Origin of the sequence: Kitasatospora sp. NPDC085879 (genome assembly GCF_040686255.1) — a bacterium.
GTDB lineage: Bacteria > Actinomycetota > Actinomycetes > Streptomycetales > Streptomycetaceae > Kitasatospora.
Genome location: NZ_JBFBJZ010000050.1, coordinates 1 through 16,184, shown reverse-complemented (window position 1 = coordinate 16,184; position 16,184 = coordinate 1). Strand labels below are relative to the sequence as shown.

The window sequence follows — 16,184 nt, the reverse complement described above, 5'->3', positions numbered from 1 at the left end:
GCCGGTGGGGGTTGACGGGGTTCATCCGGCCGCTCCGCCGCGGGGGGCTTGGCCGGTGCCCGGCGACGAGGCCGGGGTGCCGGAGACGGCGTGCACGGCCGCCGGGTCCAGGTCGAAGAGTTCCCGCAGCGCCTCGGCGTACGAGGCGCCGCCGGGCTCGGCGGCGAGCTGCTTGACCCGCACGGTGGGTGCGTGCAGCAGCTTGTCGACGACGCGGCGGACGGTCTGGCCGATCTCGGCGCGGGAGCGCTCGTCGAGGTCGGGCAGCCGGGATTCGAGGCGGGCGAGCTCGCCGATGACGACGTCGGACGCCATCGAGCGGAGCGCGACCACGGTGGGGGCGATCCGGGCGGCGCGCTGGGCGGCGCCGAAGGCGGCGACCTCGTCGGCGACGATGCCGGTGACGGCGTCGACGTCGGCGGCGCCCGGGCCGTCGGCGGAGTGCGCGTGGGACAGGCTCTCGATGTCGACCAGGAGCGCGCCGGGCAGCTCGTGGACGTCGTGGTGGACGTCCCGCGGCATCGCGAGGTCGAGGAAGGCGAGCGGGCCCTCGCCGGTGCGGGCGGCGACGGCGGCGGCGGCCTGCTCGGCGGTGATGACCACGCCGGCGGCGCCGGTGCAGGAGACCACCAGGTCGACGTCGGCGAGCGCCTCGGGGACCTTGGCGAAGTCGACGGTGCGGCCGGTGCCGAGGTTGCCGACCAGGCGCTCGGCGCGCTCGGCGGTGCGGTTGGCGACGAGCAGGTCGGTGACGCCTGCGCGGACGAGGGTGGCGGCGGCGAGCGAGCTCATCGAACCGGCGCCCACCACCAGGACGCGCTTGCCGGCGATCTCGCCGGCGCCGGCGGCGACCTGCTCCAGGCCGAAGGTGACCAGGGACTGGCCGGCCCGGTCGATGCCGGTCTCGCTGTGGGCCCGCTTGCCGACCCGAAGGGCCTGCTGGAAGAGCTCGTTGAGGCCGCGGCCGGCGGTGTGCTCGTCCTGGGAGCGGGCCAGGGCGTCGCGCAGCTGGCCGAGGATCTGGCCCTCGCCGACGACCATCGAGTCCAGGCCGCAGGCCACCGAGAAGAGGTGGTGGACGGCGCGGTCCTCGTAGTGGACGTAGAGGTGGGCGGTGAGCTCCTCCAGGTCGACGCCGCTGTGGTGGGCGAGCAGCAGCGAGAGTTCGGCGACGCCGGCGTGGAACTTGTCCACGTCCGCGTAGAGCTCGATCCGGTTGCAGGTGTTGACCAGGGCGGCCTCGGCGACGGTGGCCGAGGCGGCGGCGTCGTGCAGCAGGCGGGTGGGGACCTCGCCGGTGAGGGCGGCGCGCTCCAGCACGCCGACCGGGGCGGTGCGGTGGCTCAGTCCGACGACGAGCAGGCTCATGCCGGCATCACCGCCGAGAGGTCGCCCTCGCCGCCGGCGGTGGGGCCGGCGGCGTTCTGGGCGGCGGTCTTGGCGGCGCGGCCCTGGGCGGAGCGGTCGGCGCCCTTGGCGGGCTCGCCCTTGGCGGCGCCGGCGGCGCGGCGCAGCTTGGCGGCCGCGGCGCGGACCGGGCCGGGGGCACGGTCGAGCACGGAGTCGCCGCCGCCGGGCTCCTCGCCGGCCTTGCGCTGCTCGTGGAAGGCGAGGATCTGGAGCTCTATGGAGAGGTCGACCTTGCGCACGTCCACGCCGTCCGGGACGGTCAGCACGGTGGGGGCGAAGTTGAGGATGCTGGTGACGCCGGCCTCGACGAGGCGGTCGCAGACCTGCTGGGCGGCGCCGGGCGGGGTGGTGATCACGCCGATGGAGACCTGCTGGCTCTCGACGATGGACTCCAGCTCGTCCATGTGCCGGACGGGCAGGCCTGCGGCGGTGGTGCCGACGACGCCGGGGTCGGCGTCGAGCAGGGCGGCGACCCGGAAGCCGCGGGAGGCGAAGCCGCCGTAGTTGGCGAGGGCGTGGCCGAGGTTTCCGATGCCGACGATGACGACCGGCCAGTCCTGGGTGAGACCCAGCTCACGGGAGATCTGGTAGACCAGGTACTCGACGTCGTAGCCGACGCCGCGGGTGCCGTAGCTGCCGAGGTAGGAGAAGTCCTTGCGGAGCTTGGCGGAGTTGACGCCGGCGGCGGCGGCCAGCTCCTCGGAGGAGACGGTGGGGACGGAGCGCTCGGAGAGCGCCGTCAGCGCCCGCAGATACAGGGGGAGGCGGGCGACGGTCGCCTCCGGGATGCCCCGGGCACGCGAGGGTCGGCGCGCGGCGCCGGTGTCGGGCGCCTGCGAACTGCTCTGGGTGGGTCGGCCGATTGCCACGGTGCTCCCGAGGGTGAAGCTGGGCTTAGGCAGCCAGGCTATGCGTTTGTGAACGTGTGCACAAAGATGGTGTCCGATTTGTCCCTGCACAGTGATGCGCATCACTCGCCTCCCTGCGTGACCGGTACCGTTCCGGGGTGCACCGGAGCGGCTGCGCCGAATCCGGTCACTCCCTGCGGCCACGGGCCGAGCGGGGCCTCGCGGCGCAGCAGCGGCACGGGCGCGCCGCCCGCCAGCGAGCGGGCCCGGCCGAGCCGGGGCCAGGGCACCGGGGCGGCGTCCTGCGGCGGCTCCCGGTGGTCGGCGGGCGGCAGCGCGCCGGTTCGGGCGTAGTGGCGGAGCAGGTCGGCGGCGGCCCGGGCGTCGCCCATCGCGGTGTGCGCCGGGTACCAGCCGAGGCCTGCCGCCTCTATGCAGGCGGTGAGGCCCCAACCGGTGGCGGCGGGCAGCCGGGTACGGGCCAGGCGCATGGTGCAGAGCAGCGGGACGGGCGGCAGCGGCACCCCGATCCGGGCGTACTCGCGCTCCAGGAAGGCGTGGTCGCAGGTGACGTGGTGGCCGACCATGACCCGGTCGGCGAGCAGGTCGAGCAGGTACGGGGCGACCTCGCGGAAGCGCGGGGCGCCGACCACGTCGTCCTGGGCGATCCGGTGCACATGGGTGGGCCCGACCGGCCCGCCGGGATCGACGAGGGTGGAGAAGGTCTCCTCGATACGGAGCCCGTCGTCCAGCAGGACGACCGCGACCTCGACGACCCGGTGCCGCCAGGGGCTGCGGCCGGTGGCCTCGACGTCGACGACGGCATAGCCGCCCATCGCGCTCTCTCCTTCGCCTGCGGCCCCCGGCGGACACGAAACAGGCTCGATCGTAAGCCGACGAATTCACCGATTCGGCGGGTGATCTCTATCGGGTCGGCAACGATTCGGTCCGCCACCCCCGCCGATCGGCGGGGGTGGCGGTGGGCGCGGCGGGGTCCGGCAGCGGTCGGCGGGGTCCGGCGGCCGTAGGCGGCAGGCGCGTCAGGCGCCGAGGGCGGCGCGCAGGCGGCGCTCGTCGACCCGCCAGAAGTCGTGCTGACGGCCGTCGATCAGGGTGACCGGGATCTGCTCGGCGTACTCGCGGTACAGCGCCTCGTCCTGGGTGATGTCCTTCTCCTCGAAGGCGGCGCCGAGCTCGCCGGTGACCCGGACGAGCACGGTGCGGGCGTCGTCGCAGAGATGGCAGCCGGGCTTGCCGATCAGGGTGACGACCCGGTCGGCGGGCTTCTTGTTCTTGTCGCGTCGCAGCAGGCTCACCCGGCCATTGTGCGCCCCCCGGCGCGGGTCACGGCGCCGATGCACACCGTTAACGGCTCCTGCACGCGGGCGTCACGGGAACACCGCCCCGCCCTGGCTATGCTCGGTCCATGGCCGCGCTACGAAGGCTCCACCTCGCAAGGCGTTCCCCCGACGAGCGGACCGCGCTGGCGGGCGAGGCCGCCGCCGACGCGGCCGAGGCCGACCTGCTCGCCGTCGCCGCGCAGCGCGCGGAGCGCAACGGCGCGGCGGGGAGCGCAACGGGCACCGGGCCGGCCGTGACGACGGAGAAGGCGGAGAAGGCCAGAGAGGCGGAGAAGGCCGCGCGGGCCAGGAAGGCGCCGTCCGAGGACCACACCCCGACGCCCGGTGACGCGCGGGCGGCCGCGTTCTTCGACTGCGACAACACGATCCTGCGCGGCGCCGCGATGTTCTACCTCGGCGTCGGCCTGTACCGGCGGCGCTTCTTCACCCGCCGCGACGTCGCCCGCTTCGTCTGGCAGCAGGCCTGGTTCCGGCTGCACGGCTCGGAGGACCCGGCGCACATCGCGGACGCCCAGGACACCGCGCTCGGCCTGGTGGCCGGCAAGCGGACGGCCGAACTGGAGCAGATCTGCGAGGAGATCTTCGAAGAGGTCATCGCGGACAAGGTCTGGCCGGGCACCAGGGCGCTGGTGCAGATGCACCTGGACGCCGGGCAGCGGGTCTGGCTGGTCACCGCGGCGCCGCAGGAGATCGCCCGGATCATCGCACGCCGGCTGGGCATGACGGGCGCCCTGGCCACCGTCGCGGAGACCTCGGACGGCGAGTACACCGGCCGGCTGGTCGGCGGTCTGCTGCACGGCCCGGCCAAGGCGGCGGCGGTGCAGGCGCTGGCCCGGCGCGAGCAACTGGACCTCTCCCGCTGCGCGGCGTTCAGCGACTCCGCCAACGACATCCCGATGCTGAGCCTGGTCGGCCACCCGTACGTGGTGAACCCGGACGCCTCGCTGCGCCGGCACGCCCGGACGCACGGCTGGCGGGTCCGCGACTTCCGCACCGGCCGCAAGGCGGCCAAGGTCGGTCTGCCGGCGGCCGCCGGGCTCGGGGTCGCGGCGGGCGCCACCGCCGCCGCGCTGGCCGTCCACCGGCGCCGCCGCACGGCCTGAGGCACGGCCTCCGCCGGACCGGCGTCCCGGGCGGTGCCGCCCGGGACGCCGGTCGCCGGTCAGACGAGCAGGCGTGCCGCGATCTTCTGCGCGTGCAGGTCGGCCTCCTGGTGCGCGCGGGTGCGCGAGGCCTCCGCCGCCGGGCGCAGCTCGGCCATCGCCGGGTTGCGGTGGGCCATGGTCAGCTCGGGGACGACGAACTCGACGTCCATGCCGAGCGCGTCGGCGAGCGCGGTGGTCAGGAAGGGCACCACGTGGTCCCAGCCCGCGCGCGGGGTGCCCTCGCCGTAGGCGCCGCCGCGGCTGGCGACGACGACCGCGGGGCGGCCGGCGGTCGGCACGGTCTTCGGGTCCCCGAGGGTGCGGCCCGGGATCATGATCTGGTCGAGCCACGCCTTGAAGGTCGAGGGGATCGACATGTTGTACATCGGCACGGTGAACAGGTAGGCGCCGGCACCGAGGAGTTCCTCGAGCAGCTCCTCCTGCAGCTCCATGGCCTCTGCCTGGGCGGGGGTGCGGGCGGCCGGATCGGCGAAGCGGGCGGCGATCCCGTCGGCGGTCAGGTGCGGCACCGGCGCGGCCCCGAGGTCGCGGTGGACCACGCGGCCCTCGGGGTGCTCCTTCTGCCAGGTGGCGAGGAAGGTCTCGGCCACCTCGCGGGAGACGGAGCCGGTGTTCATGGCCGAGGAGTCGATGTGGAGAAGGTAGGACATCAGGCCTTCAGTGTCGTGGTTCGTACAGGAGTTGAGGCGCCGTCAATTATTCCAGCCGGAACATGTCATGGTCGCGCGGGGTGCGGTGGTGCCGCTCCGGGCGGCACCACCGCAGCTCGCTCGACGTCGAGGGCCCGTCCCCGGACGCGGTCAGCCGGCGTTCGTCGCGGTGCCGCACAGCACCTCGTTGACGGCGGCCAGGAAGAGCCGCGGGGTCTCGGCCGCGGCCATGGCCTCGTCGTCCAGGACGATCCCGTGCTCCCGCTGGACCCGGCCGGCCGTCTCCAGCAGGGCCAGCGAGTCGTAGCCGAGGTCGGTGAACGGGACGTCGGCGATGTCGCCGCCCAGGTCGACCTCCTCGTCCTCGCCCGCGCTCTCGCGCAGGATCGCGACGAGGTCCTCCAGGGTCAGCGGTTCCTTCACGGCCTCACTCATGGCTTCACTCCGTTCGTCGGTGGTGCCGGGCGGCAGGCGCCGGCGGTGCCGGACGGCCGCGTCACGCGGGCGTCCGGAGTACGAGGGCGCTGTTGAAGCCGCCGTGGCCGCGCGCCAGCACCAGCGCGGTGCGCAGCCGTGCGGGGCGGGGCGCGCCGACCACCAGGTCGATGCCGTGCCGGTCGGCGGCTGCGGTCACCGGCCCGGCCGGGGGGACGACCTGGTCGCGCAGGCTCAGCAGGGCGGTGGCGACGTCGAGCGCGGCGCCGCCGGAGCCGAGCCGGCCGGTGGCGGCCTTCGGCGCGGCGACCGGGACGGCGTGCTCGCCGAAGAGCTCGCGCAGGGTCCGTGCCTCGGCCCCGTCCGCGTCCGGGCTTCCGGCGGCGTCGGCGAAGACCACGTCGACCTCCGCGGGCTCCACGCCCGCGTCCGCCAGGGCGAGTTCGGCGGCACGCCGGAGGGTGTCCGGGCGGCCGGAGTCCGGCGGCGGGTCGAAGGTCGCGGCGTAGCCGGCGATCTCGCCGTAGACCCGCGCGGCGCCCCGGGCGATCCGCTCGCGGGCCTGCCCGGCGTCCTCCAGGACGAGGATGGCGCCGCCCTCGCCGGGCAGGTGGCCGCAGGCCAGCTCGGAGAAGGGCAGGTAGGCCAGGTCGGGGTCGTTGCGGGTGCTGAGCAGTCCGGTGGACTGGTGGGCGATCCAGCCCCACGGGCAGAGCGAGCTGTCCATCGCGCCGCTGACCATGAGCGCGGTGCCCTTGCGGATCGAGCGTCGGGCGTGGCCGAGGGCGTCGAGGCCGCCGGCCTGTTCGGCGACCACGGCGGCGCTCGGGCCGCGCAGGCCGTTGCGGATGGAGATCTGACCGGTGTTCACCGCGTAGAACCAGGCGAAGGACTGGTAGGCGCTGACGAACTCCGGGCCGGACCCCCACAGGTGCTGCAGCTCGCGCTGGCCGAATTCGTACCCGCCGGCCGAGTTGGCGGTCGCCACGCCCATCGCGAAGTCCGGCAGTTCGGCCGGGTCCACGGCGGCGTCCGCCAGCGCCCAGTCCGCGGCGGCCAGGGCCATCCGGGTCACCCGGTCGGTCTGCGGGAGCAGCCGCTTGGGCAGGTGGTCGCCGGCCGAGAAGGCCTTCTCCGGGATCTCGCCGGCCAGCCGGGTGGGGTAGCCGGAGGCGTCGAAGCGCTCGACCGGCCGGATCCCGCTCTCGCCGCGCAGCAGCGCGGCCCAGTACTCCTCGGTGCCGACGCCGTTGGGGGCGATCACGCCCAGGCCGGTCACCACGGTCGTCCCGGTCATGCCGCGGTCCTCTCCGGTCGGGTGAGCACGACGGCGCTCTGGAAGCCGCCGAAGCCGCTGCCGATGCTCAGCACGGCGTCGACCCGCTTCTCCCGGGCCTTCAGCGGGATGTAGTCGAGGTCGCACTCCGGGTCCGGCTCGTGCAGGTTGGCCGTCGGGGGCAGCAGGTCGTGCTGCATGGCCAGGACGCAGGCCGCGACCTCGATGGCGCCGATGGCGCCGAGCGAGTGCCCGACCATCGACTTGATGGAGCTCATCGGGGTCCGCCGGGCGTGCTCGCCGAGCGAGAGCTTGACCGCTGCGGTCTCGTGGCGGTCGTTCTGCTTGGTGCCGGAGCCGTGCGCGTTCACGTAGCCGATGTCCTCGGGAGCCACCCGGCCCTCGTTCAGCGCGATGCGGATCGCCTCGGCCATCTCCCGCCCGTCGGCGCGCAGACCGGTCATGTGGTACGCGTTGCTGCGTGTCCCGAAACCGGCGAACTCGGCGTAGATCCGTGCACCGCGGCGTCGGGCGTGCTCGTACTCCTCCAGCACCATGACCGCGGAGCCCTCGGCGAGCACGAAGCCGTTCCTGGTCCTGTCGAAGGGCCGGGAGGCGTGCTCGGGGTCGTCGTTGCGCGGTGTCGTCGCCTTGATCGCGTCGAAGCAGGCGACCGTGATCGGGCTGATCGGGGCGTCCGTCCCGCCGGCCAGCACCACGTCGACGGTGCCCTCCCGGACGAGGTCCGCGGCGTGGCCCAGGGCGTCCAGCCCCGAGGTGCAGCCGTCGCTGATGACGGCGGCCGGCCCCTCGGCCCCGCTCGCCCAGGCCACCTCGGCGGCCAGCGAACCGGGGACGAAATGGCCGAAAAGATGGGGTGAGGTATACGCGTGGTCGACCAGCCATTTTCGGCCGGAATCGCTCACAATTGCGTACTCCTCCTCGAGGCTCACACTGCAGCCGACCGCGCTGCCGAGCGAGACTCCGATCCGGTGCGGCTGGACGCCGGCGGCCGAAATTCCACTGTCCTGCAGCGCCTCACGTGCGGCGACCGTCGCCAACTGCGCCGCACGGTCCATCCGCCGAACCTCGCGCGGCGTGAGCCCGTGCACAGCGGGATCGAAGTCGCATTCGGCGGCGATCCTGGAGCGGTACCCCGTGGCATCGAACGCGGTTATTGGCCGGGTGGCGGTGCGGCCGGACGAGATCAGGTCCCAGAATGCCGCCGTCCCCGAACCCCCGGGCGCCATTACACCTATTCCGGTCACGACTACTCTTCGATTCATTGGCCACTCCTCGGCGGAACGCGGGTCTGTGGAGCGCGAGTCGTCCGGAGCTCCCCCTGCCTGTACAGGTCGAGAATCTCGGCCGGCGCTACAGGAACCCTTGAAGCCGCCTAGAGGTCCCGCACGTGCGAACTTGCACGCTGCGATGCGACACGGTCACCCGCGGTGATGGGGATGGATTGCTTAGCAAATGAAACGGCCACGAGCAGGCCTTTTTACCAAGTCTTTTACCCGGCCGCCCGCAGGGCTGCACGATTGTTACTCTGGACAGTCCGCGCGGTCGTGCTATAGCGTCCTGACTGCGAGTCAAATTGCTGCCGCAATGAGGCGGTCGGCAGCGACTTTCCGCGATTGATGGCGAAGTCGTCGATGTTGGAGAGCCAAGGGGGAAAATTGGTTCGCCTGGGTATGTTTATCTGCACGGTCACCGCCCACGCCGGTGATTTCAGATCCCACGTGCGAGCGTTGTTCAGCGGTGAATTCCTAGCAAAGGATGTCCTGTGATTGCTCGCGTCCTTGGACCGCTTGAGGTGGAGCTCAACGGAATACCCGTCGCACCGACCGCTCCCAAGCCGCGCAAGGTCCTGACACTGCTCGTACTGCACACCAACCGGATCGTCCCGTCCTCCGCGCTCAAGCGGGAGTTGTGGGGAGAGGACGCGCCGACCAGCGCGTCCACCACGATCCAGACCTACATCCTGCTGCTGCGCAAGCAGCTGATGCAGGCCGCCGGCGGCTCGATGGCCGCCGCGAAGTCCCAGCTCGTCACCTGCCCGGGCGGCTACCAACTGCGCAGCAACGGCGGGCTCGACCTGCACACCTTCGACCGGCTCTGCACGGAGGGGCGGCAGGCGCTCTCCCGCGGGGAGGACGAGCAGGCCTCGTCGACCCTGCGGGCCGCCCTCGCCCTGTGGCGCGGGCCGGCGCTCTGCGACGTCCAGTTGGGCCCGCTCCTCGAAGTCGAGGCGTTACGCCTGCAGGAGGGCCGTATCGTCGCGCTCGAGCAGCGGATCGAGGCGGACCTCAGACTCGGCCGCCACCACGAGCTGATCAGCGAACTCACATCTCTCGTGGGCGAGTTCCCGCTGCACGAGAACCTGCACGCCCAGCTGATGCTGGCGCTCTACCGCTCCGGCCGCAAACCGCACGCCCTGGACGTGTACCAGCGGCTGCGGAGCCGTTTCATCGACGAGCTCGGCCTGGAGCCCTCACCCAGGATGTACCGGCTCCACCAGGCGATCATCGTCTCGGACCCCGCCCTGGACGCCGAACGGCGCAGCCGCACCCTGCTGTTGGACCGCTTCGCCGGGCACGCGGTCGCTTCCTGACCGATGCCGCGACCGCGCCGGAAGCACGGCGCGGTCCCGTTCCGCATGCCCGCCGGGAGGCGGCGCCCACCGCCGTGACACCGGCGGTGCGGACGCCGGCGGGCAGCAGCGGCCGGACCAGCCCGGGACAGGGGCGGTCCGGCACGTCGGCGTGCCCGCGGTGCCGGACGGGCCGGCACCGCCCCCCGGCGGGTGCTCAGCCGCCCGTGCCGGCCCCGTCCCCGGGGGCGTCCTCCGCCTCGTCCGGCCAGGTGTCGGAGGCGGCCCAGTCGGGGCACGCCAGCAGTTCGAGGACGGCGCAGGACCAGGAGAAGCCCGCGCCCACGCCGACCAGCACCACCCGGTCGCCCGCGCCGACCTGCTTGGTCTCCACCAGGTGCGCCAGACCGGCGAACTGGTCGCCTCCGCCGAGGTGGCCGATCGACCGGCTCCACGGCCAGGTCGACCGCTCCGGGTCGATGCCGAAGGGCTGGAAGTAGGTGGCCGCCAGCCGGCGTCCGCCGAGGTGCGGGAGGACGAAGCGGGCGATGTCGCCGACCTCCAGGCCGAGCGACGCCAGCCCGCCCGCCAGGGCGCGGCGCTGCCCGCCGCCGACCCAGGCGACGGCTGCCGCCCGGCCCGTCCCGGCGAGGAACTCCCGCTTGCGGGTGTCGAGATCGACGACCCGGCGCAGGCCCGACTCCGCCGGGGCGAACGGTGCGGCGCCGCGGTGCATGCCTTCGAGGCGCGGCTCCGAGACGTTGAACCGGCCGAGCAGGCGCGCGAATCCGCCGTCCCGGGAGAGCACCAGGGCCGCGCCGCCGTCCGCGTAGACGGTGCCCGGGTCGCTGGTCCAGCGGTGGAAGCCGGGCGGGCAGAAGACGTCGCCGCTGGTGAGCAGGGCTGCGGGCCGGTCGGTGCCGGCCCGGAGGTAGGCCGCGGCCAGTTCGAGCGAGGCCATGCCGCCGTTGGAGACCTGCTTCACCTCCATCGCCGGTGCGTGCTCCGGCAGTTCGCCGAGCGCCCGGCGCTGCACGTACGAGGCCGGGGCCCACAGGTCGTGCCCCTGGTCGTAGAGGCTCGCGTGCAGCACCAGCCCGACGTCCTGCGGCGGGCAGTCCGCCCGGCGCAGCGCGACGCGGGCCGCCAGCGCGGCCATCTCCGGTGCACTGTGGCCGGTGGAGACGGTCACCGAGGTCACTCCGGTGCGGGCGGCGTCCCGCGCGCCGACCTCTCCCGCGGCCACCGCCTGCTCGGCGGTGACGGCGGGCGGCAGCCACGAGGCGCACCCCGCGACATAGAGGGGGGCGCCGGTCTGGTGACTGTCCATGTGGTCCTCCGCGCGTGCTCGGGCCCGGCGGCCGGCCGGCCGATGGGGGATCCCGGCCAATCTCCCCAGTGCGGCTCGAGACCCGGTCGACGTCGGGTCGACACCCGATCAACACGGGGTCGACCCCGCCTCGAAGGGCCGCCCCGGGCCGCCGTCCGGCAGCCCGCGAGGCCGTCTTGAGCCGATTGCAAGGTCCCGCTGGAACAGTGCCGGACGGGCGCCGCGGGGCGCCCCCGGAGGCCGGACCCCCGGCAGCCGACGAGGAGGGAACCCCCATGCCGGAGACCGAAGCCGTACCCGGGCCGCCCGCCCCGGCGGGCCCCCGCCCCGTCGCGCTGCTGCTGCCCGGGCAGGGTTCGCAGCACGACGCCATGGCCACCGGCCTGTACGGCTGGGAGCCGGTGTTCACCGAGGCCATGGACACCGTCTTCGACGCGCTCGGCGCGGTCGGCCCGCAGTTGCGGGACGACTGGCTCGCGGAGTGTCCTCGAGTGCCCCTCGACCATGTGACCCGGGCCCAGCCGCTGCTGTTCGCGGTGGACCACGCGCTGGCCCGGACGGTCCTCGCGTGGGGTGTGGCGCCCGTGGCGCTGCTCGGCCACAGCGTCGGGGAGCTGGCCGCCGGCGTCCTGGCTGGGGTGTTCGACGTCCGGGACGCGGCCGCGGTCCTCTGGGACCGCGCCGAGCGCCTCGCCGCACTGCCGCCCGGCGGCATGCTGGCCGTCGCCGCCACCGCCGCCGAACTCGCGCCCTTCCTGCGGGAGGACGTGGTGGTCGGGGCGGTGAACGCGCCGCGCCAGACCATGCTGGCCGGCTCCGCCGGGCCGCTGGCCGCGGTCGCCGCCGACCTGCGCGAGGCGGGCCACACCTGCCGGGAGGTGCGGGCGACCACCGCCTTCCACAGCCCCGCGGCCGGTGCCGCGGTGAGCACCGACGTCTACGCCGGGGTGCGGCTCGGTGCGCCGCGCACCGAGCTCTGGTCGGCCTACTCGACGGCACCGCTCACGCCGGAGCTGGCCGCCGATCCGGACTTCTGGGCGCGGCACCCGGTCGACCCGGTGCTGTTCGGCCCGGCGCTCGACGGGCTGCTCGGCTCCGGCGACTTCTTCCTGCTGGAGACCGGCCCCGGGCAGAGCCTGGCCGGTCTCGCCCGCCGGCACGCCCGGGTGCGACGCGGCGAGAGCGCCGTCACGGCCCTGCTGCCCGCGGCGCCGCGCGGGCCGGAGGCGGACCGGGAGGCGCTGCGCGCGGCCGCCGCGCGCCTGCGCGCCGAGGGCCACCCGCTGCCCGGCCTGGCCGCCGGCTGACGCGGCGCCACAACGACCGTGTCCCGCCCGGGTGCCGGGCGGGCGCGTGCCCCCGATTGGTGAACGACCGAGGAGGTCTGTGATGGGAACCGAAACCGCCGTGAACACCCCGTACGTGCCGTACGAGGAGGCGATCGCGATCGGCCGGCTGAACACCGCCTACGCCCAGTCGCGCATCCTGAACAGCGCGGTGGAGACCGGGCTGTTCGAGCTGCTCGCCGAGGCGCCGGCGGACTCCGCGGCGATCGCCGAGCGGCTCGGGCTGAACCACCGGCTGGTGCCGGACTTCCTGCGCGCGCTGGTCGCGCTCGGGCTGCTGGAGGAGACCGCCGGCACCTTCCGCAACAGCGCCTCGGCCGCGGCCTGCCTGCTGCCCGGTTCCCCGTACTACCTGGGCGGGTCGGTGCGCGCGGCCGCCGCCCGGCACTACGGCATGTGGGCCCGGCTCACCGAGGCGCTGCGCGACGGCGAGCCCAAGGCGGAGGGGGCCACCGGCCCGGACGCCTTCGAGCGGCTCTACCAGAACCGGGACGCCGCCCGGCGCTTCCTGGCGCACATGGACTCCGCGCACGCGCTGGTCGGCCCGCAGCTGGCCGAGGTGGTGGACTGGTCGCGGTACGGCTCCTTCGTGGACGTGGGCGGCGCCCGCGGCCACATCGCCGCCGCCGTGGTGGCCGCCCACCCGCACCTGCGCGGCGGCGTCTTCGAACTGCCCGCCGTGGAGCCGCTGTTCGACGAGCACATGGCGGAGCTCGGCACCGCCGAGCAGATCTCCTTCCACGGCGGCGACTTCTTCGAGGACGCGCTGCCCGAGGCGGACGTGCTGGTCTTCGGGCACGTGCTGCACGACTGGACGCCCGAGCGCCGGGCCTTCCTGCTGGAGCGCGCCTTCGCCGCGCTGCGGCCGGGCGGCGCCGTCGTCGTCTACGACCAGATGCTGGACGACGGCACGCCGGAGCTCGGCTCGCTGCTGGGCAGCCTGCAGGTCGCGCTCGTCACCGGCGGTTCGGAGTACGGCGTGGACGAGGGCCGGGAGCTGCTTGAGAAGGCCGGCTTCACCGTCGAGCGCGGGCAGCGCATCCGCACCATCGGCAGCGACTACGTGCTGGTCGGGGTGAAGCCGTGACCGCGGTCGTGATCGCCGGCGGCGGCCCCGTCGGCCTGATGCTCGCCTGCGAGCTGGGACTCGCCGGGATCGACACCGTCGTCCTGGAGCGGCTGGAGCGTCCCACCGGCGAGTCCCGGGCGCTGGGCCTGCACTCCCGCACCGTCGAGGTCCTGCACCAGCGCGGCCTGCTGGACCGGGTCGGCGACCAGGTGCCGGTGTGGCCCAAGGGCCACTTCGCCGGCCTGCGCAAGGTCGACATGACCAAGCTCGACGCGGAGCACAGCTACGCCCTGATGGTCCCGCAGTCCAGGACGGAGGAGATCCTCTACGAGCGGGCGCTGGAGCTGAAGGTCGACATCCGGCGCGGCCACCGGCTGGTCTCGCTGGAGCAGGGCGAGGGCGGGGTGACCGCCGGCGTCGAGGGGCCGGACGGCACCTACCGGCTGGACAGCCGCTACCTGGTCGGCTGCGACGGCGGCGCCAGCACGGTGCGCAAGCTCGTCGAGGTGCCCTTCCCCGGCACCGCCTCCACGGTCAACGCCATGCTGGGCGACGTGCAGCTGCTCGGCGAGCAGCCCTCGGGCCGCGAGCTGCTGCGGCTGGAGGGCGGGCTCTTCGGCCTGATCCCGCTGGGGGACGGCCTGTACCGGGTGGTCGCGGTGGAGTTCGACGTCGAGCCCGTCCCGCGGGACGTGCCGGTGACCACGGACGAGCTGGCGGCGGCCGCCAAGCGGGTCTCCGGCCTCGACCTGACCATCGGCGAGGCCCGCTGGATGTCCCGCTTCGGGAACGCCACCCGCCTGGTGGACCGCTACCGCACCGGCTCCGTCCTGCTGGCGGGCGACGCGGCGCACGTCCACTTCCCGGCCGGCGGGCAGGGGCTGAACACCGGCATCCAGGACGCGCTGAACCTCGGCTGGAAGCTGGCCGGCACGCTGAACGGCTGGGCCCCCGACACCCTGCTCGACAGCTACGAGGCCGAGCGGCGCCCGATCGCGAAGCGGGTCTGCATGAACACCCGCGCCCAGCTGGCGATGATGCACCCGGCGCCGGAGATCGACCCGCTGCGCGAGCTGTTCAGCGAGCTGATGGACCTGGACCAGGTCAACCGGTACATCGGCGAGATGATCACCGGCCTGGACATCCGCTACCCGATGCGCGGCGAGAGCGGCGAACCCGAGCCGTCGCACGCCCTGGTGGGGCGGCGGATGCCCCCGCTGCCGCTGCTGACGCCCGACGGCCCGGTCAACGCCATCGAGCTGCTCGCCGAGGGCAGGGGGCTGCTGATCGACCTCTCCGGCGGCCTGCCCGCCGCGTGGGCGGACGGCCGGACCGACCGGCTCGCCCACGTGGCGGCCACGCCCGCCGACCGGGCGAAGACCCCGGACGCGGCCGCGCTGCTCGTCCGCCCGGACGGCTACGTGGCCTGGGCCTGTGCCGAGCCGGGCGCCACCGACGGCCTGGCGGACGCCCTCGACCGCTGGTTCGGCGCCGCCGCGCAGGACTGACCGGGCCGCGGCGCCGACCGCCGGCCCCTGCCACGACCACGAAGCCACCCCGGAGGACCGATGTCCCAGCAGACGGCGCCCGCCGCGCCGGCCACCCCGGAGCTCTACGCGGAGATCCAGGACTTCTACGCCCGCCACATGCACCTGATCGACGCCGGGCAGGTGGACGCCTGGGTGGAGACCTTCACCGAGGACGCCACCATCTCCAACAACGTCAACCCGCGCCCCGCGCACGGCCGCGAGGAGATCGTCGGGGTGATCCGCCGCGCCCAGCAGCAGCTCGACGCCGACGGCGTCCGGCACCGGCACTGGATGGGCATGCTCGTCGTCGACCGGGTCGACGAGCGGACGGTGCGCGCCCAGAGCTACGCGATGCTGCTCGCCGTCCGGCTCGGCGAGGCCCCGGTGCTCGACCGCAGCACCCGCTGCCACGACGAACTCGTCCGGGTGGATGGCGACTGGCAGATCCGCAGCCGGCGGGTCCACCACGACGGCCGGCCCTGACGGACCACCAGGCCCGTGTGCGGAGCGCCCGGCGTGCCACGCCGGGCGCTCCGGCGCATCCGTCGCCGAGGTGCCCCGCGACGGTGTCCGGCGATCCGTCAAATGCGCTCCAGGATGCGCCTTTTACGCCCGTTCCGGCGCGCTGCCCGGTTTCCGCCGTACACGGTGCGTGGGCCCGAGCGGGGGCGCGTATCGTTTGTCCAACATCCCGAATATGAAGCGGAAGAGGGCGGTTAGCGCCGTGTCGCCACACCCTGAAGTGCCCGTCAACTCTTCGAGCCCTTCGGCCTTCGGCCCCAACGAGTGGCTCGTCGACGAGATCTACCAGCAGTACCTCCAGGACCCGAACTCGGTGGACCGGGCCTGGTGGGACCTGTTCGCGGACTACAAGCCCGGCGGGGCGGCGGCCCCGGCGAGCGCGGCGGCCCAGGGGCAGAACGCCTTAACGCCCGCCGCCACCGCGGCGGTCCCCGCGCCCGCGGTGGCGCCCGTGACCGCTCCCCCGGCGCCCGCCCCCGCACCGGCCGCCGTCTCCGTGCCGGCCCCCGCCGCCGAACCGGCGCCGGCAGCCCGGGCGACCGACGCGGCAGGCGCCGAGCTGGTCCAGTTGCGGGGTCCGGCGAAGGCGGTGGCGTCGAACATGGACGCCTCGCTGGAGGTGCCGACCGCGACGTCGGTGCGGGCCGTT

Annotated in this window: 15 protein-coding genes and 1 pseudogene; 7 read left to right on the top strand and 9 right to left on the bottom strand. The window is 74.2% G+C overall.

Features of this window, described 5'->3' with window-relative positions:
- Positions 1–21 precede the first annotated feature (21 nt).
- The 4 genes from AB0P35_RS30005 to AB0P35_RS29990 all read right to left on the bottom strand — a co-directional run bounded on the left by AB0P35_RS30005 (position 22) and on the right by AB0P35_RS29990 (position 3,574).
- Positions 22–1,368 carry a glutamyl-tRNA reductase gene (locus AB0P35_RS30005; protein ID WP_363516922.1) on the bottom strand — a complete coding sequence of 449 codons (1,347 nt, stop codon included), beginning with the start codon at positions 1,366–1,368 and terminating at the stop codon, positions 22–24.
- On the bottom strand, positions 1,365–2,279 hold the full coding sequence (locus tag AB0P35_RS30000) for a redox-sensing transcriptional repressor Rex (RefSeq protein WP_363516919.1): 915 nt from the start codon (positions 2,277–2,279) through the stop codon (positions 1,365–1,367). Before AB0P35_RS30000 ends, AB0P35_RS30005 begins: the two co-directional genes overlap by 4 nt.
- 101 nt (positions 2,280–2,380) lie before the next feature.
- Positions 2,381–3,094, bottom strand: a complete 714-nt coding sequence (locus AB0P35_RS29995) for a 3'-5' exonuclease (RefSeq protein ID WP_363516916.1) — start codon at positions 3,092–3,094, stop codon at positions 2,381–2,383.
- A 204-nt stretch (positions 3,095–3,298) separates the two neighbouring features.
- Positions 3,299–3,574: a glutaredoxin family protein gene (locus AB0P35_RS29990; RefSeq protein ID WP_095874320.1), complete on the bottom strand. Its 276-nt coding sequence runs from the start codon at positions 3,572–3,574 to the stop codon at positions 3,299–3,301.
- Between the two features lie 110 nt (positions 3,575–3,684).
- On the opposite strand from AB0P35_RS29990, the gene AB0P35_RS29985 reads away from it, so the two are divergent.
- On the top strand, positions 3,685–4,722 hold the full coding sequence (locus AB0P35_RS29985) for an HAD-IB family hydrolase (RefSeq protein WP_363516913.1): 1,038 nt from the start codon (positions 3,685–3,687) through the stop codon (positions 4,720–4,722).
- 59 nt (positions 4,723–4,781) lie between these two features.
- Here the strand turns inward: AB0P35_RS29985 and AB0P35_RS29980 are convergent, their stop codons facing one another.
- The 4 genes from AB0P35_RS29980 to AB0P35_RS29965 all read right to left on the bottom strand — a co-directional run bounded on the left by AB0P35_RS29980 (position 4,782) and on the right by AB0P35_RS29965 (position 8,432).
- On the bottom strand, positions 4,782–5,435 hold the full coding sequence (locus AB0P35_RS29980; RefSeq protein WP_363516910.1) for an NAD(P)H-dependent oxidoreductase: 654 nt from the start codon (positions 5,433–5,435) through the stop codon (positions 4,782–4,784).
- Between the two features lie 150 nt (positions 5,436–5,585).
- The gene (locus tag AB0P35_RS29975; RefSeq protein WP_363516907.1) at positions 5,586–5,870 is read right to left on the bottom strand and encodes an acyl carrier protein; all 285 of its coding nucleotides are present in this window, start codon (positions 5,868–5,870) and stop codon (positions 5,586–5,588) included.
- Positions 5,871–5,931: 61 nt separating this feature from the next.
- Complete coding sequence (locus AB0P35_RS29970) at positions 5,932–7,167, bottom strand: ketosynthase chain-length factor (protein ID WP_363516904.1); 1,236 nt, start codon at positions 7,165–7,167, stop codon at positions 5,932–5,934.
- The gene (locus tag AB0P35_RS29965; RefSeq protein WP_095874316.1) at positions 7,164–8,432 is read right to left on the bottom strand and encodes a beta-ketoacyl-[acyl-carrier-protein] synthase family protein; all 1,269 of its coding nucleotides are present in this window, start codon (positions 8,430–8,432) and stop codon (positions 7,164–7,166) included. The genes AB0P35_RS29970 and AB0P35_RS29965 overlap by 4 nt, the downstream gene beginning before the upstream one ends.
- Before the next feature lie 530 nt (positions 8,433–8,962).
- On the opposite strand from AB0P35_RS29965, the gene AB0P35_RS29960 reads away from it, so the two are divergent.
- Positions 8,963–9,760, top strand: a complete 798-nt coding sequence (locus tag AB0P35_RS29960; protein WP_306454406.1) for an AfsR/SARP family transcriptional regulator — start codon at positions 8,963–8,965, stop codon at positions 9,758–9,760.
- 196 nt (positions 9,761–9,956) lie between these two features.
- Here the strand turns inward: AB0P35_RS29960 and AB0P35_RS29955 are convergent, their stop codons facing one another.
- Positions 9,957–11,069 carry a ketoacyl-ACP synthase III family protein gene (locus AB0P35_RS29955; RefSeq protein WP_363516899.1) on the bottom strand — a complete coding sequence of 371 codons (1,113 nt, stop codon included), beginning with the start codon at positions 11,067–11,069 and terminating at the stop codon, positions 9,957–9,959.
- A 275-nt stretch (positions 11,070–11,344) separates the two neighbouring features.
- Here AB0P35_RS29955 and AB0P35_RS29950 point away from each other — a divergent pair, with 275 nt between their 5' ends.
- The 5 genes and pseudogenes from AB0P35_RS29950 to kgd all read left to right on the top strand — a co-directional run.
- Entirely contained in the window at positions 11,345–12,376 is a 1,032-nt protein-coding gene (locus AB0P35_RS29950; protein ID WP_363516896.1) for an acyltransferase domain-containing protein, read from the top strand.
- Between the two features lie 82 nt (positions 12,377–12,458).
- Positions 12,459–13,502, top strand: a complete 1,044-nt coding sequence (locus AB0P35_RS29945; RefSeq protein WP_363516893.1) for a methyltransferase — start codon at positions 12,459–12,461, stop codon at positions 13,500–13,502.
- Positions 13,499–14,992, top strand: a complete 1,494-nt coding sequence (locus tag AB0P35_RS29940) for an FAD-dependent monooxygenase (RefSeq protein WP_363516890.1) — start codon at positions 13,499–13,501, stop codon at positions 14,990–14,992. Before AB0P35_RS29945 ends, AB0P35_RS29940 begins: the two co-directional genes overlap by 4 nt.
- A gap of 60 nt (positions 14,993–15,052) precedes the next feature.
- Positions 15,053–15,496, top strand: coding sequence for a nuclear transport factor 2 family protein (locus tag AB0P35_RS29935; protein ID WP_363516887.1), 444 nt, complete (start codon positions 15,053–15,055; stop codon positions 15,494–15,496).
- A 214-nt stretch (positions 15,497–15,710) separates the two neighbouring features.
- Positions 15,711–16,184: pseudogene (kgd, locus tag AB0P35_RS29930) on the top strand (multifunctional oxoglutarate decarboxylase/oxoglutarate dehydrogenase thiamine pyrophosphate-binding subunit/dihydrolipoyllysine-residue succinyltransferase subunit); the annotation flags it as partial.